Source organism: Gilvimarinus gilvus (assembly GCF_030518155.1).
In the GTDB taxonomy this organism is placed as follows: Bacteria; Pseudomonadota; Gammaproteobacteria; order Pseudomonadales; family Cellvibrionaceae; genus Gilvimarinus; species Gilvimarinus gilvus.
In genome coordinates this window covers 1-1,204 of record NZ_JAULRU010000292.1, presented here as the reverse complement: position 1 = coordinate 1,204, position 1,204 = coordinate 1, and the positions used below count along the sequence as shown (strand labels likewise).

At 48.8% G+C, this 1,204-nt stretch carries 1 protein-coding gene; it reads left to right on the top strand.

What is annotated here, in order from left to right; all coding sequences use genetic code 11:
* Positions 1-1,204 (top strand): non-ribosomal peptide synthetase (locus tag QWI17_RS04870; protein WP_302721389.1); only part of this gene is annotated, 1,204 nt, incomplete at both ends.

Genomic DNA, 1,204 nt, shown 5'->3' with positions numbered 1-1,204 from the left:
AGCGGTTCAGTTTGGTGAGGAGCGACTCAGTTACCAGCAGCTCAATGAGAAGTCGAACCAGCTGGCGCACTATCTGGTTACAGAGCGAGGTGTTGTGCCTGACACTTTGGTTGGGCTGTGCGTTGAGCGCTCTGTAGAGATGGTGATCGGCCTTTTGGGAATTATTAAGGCCGGAGGTGCCTATGTACCGATTGATCCGGACTACCCGTCATCGCGCATAGCATACATGTTGCAGGACGCGAGTCTGGGTACAGTTTTGACACACTCGTCCTTATTAGAGCGCACAGGGATTAGTCAATCGCAGGCCTTACTTTTTGATGATGAGGGAGTTCAAGATCGGTTGGCGGGTCAAAGCATTCGCAACCTACCGGTTCAGGGACTGGGTCTTACGTCTTCGCACCTTGCGTATGTAATTTATACCTCAGGTTCTACCGGAACACCCAAGGGCGTAATGGTAGAGCACAAGGGGCTCGTGTTCTCGAATACATCTAGAGACGAGTTTTACGGTAAGTTAGTAACCTCGTTCCTAATGCTTAGCTCGATAAGCTTTGATAGCTCTGTGGCTGGAGTTTTCTGGATTCTCAGCGCAGGAGCAAAGTTGATTTTACCGGAGGGGCGGGAGGTTAAAGAGCTGTCGCGTATCCTGCAGATAATGCAAGAGAATGCAGTAGATTTGCTGATCGCAACGCCGTCTTTTTACCGGCAAATCCTGAGTTTCCCAGGGGGGGGGGAGGCATTAAAGGGCCTTAGCAATGTTATTGTTGCCGGCGAATCGTTACCTCCAGCAGCGGTAGATGAGCACTTTAGTTCATTTGGATCATCGGTACAGTTGTTTAATGAGTATGGCCCAACTGAGGCAATTGTATGGAGTACGGTATTCAAAGTCACTGAAGGTGAGTATTTAGGCACCATACCGATCGGAAAAAGTCCTTACGCAGATAAGCTCTACATTTTGGATGAGCAAAAAATGCTCAACCCTATTGGGGTGCCGGGAGAGTTGTGTATCGGTGGCCCGGGGTTGGCTCGTGGCTACTTAAATCAGCACGAATTAACGACCGCGAAATTTATTGAGAATCCATTTTATGATTCATCGGATCCTTCCAGCAGTCAACGGTTGTATAAGACCGGGGATCTAGTTCGATGGAGAGAGGATGGTAATCTCGAGTACTTAGGAAGAATTGACCATCAGGTAAAGATTCGAGGG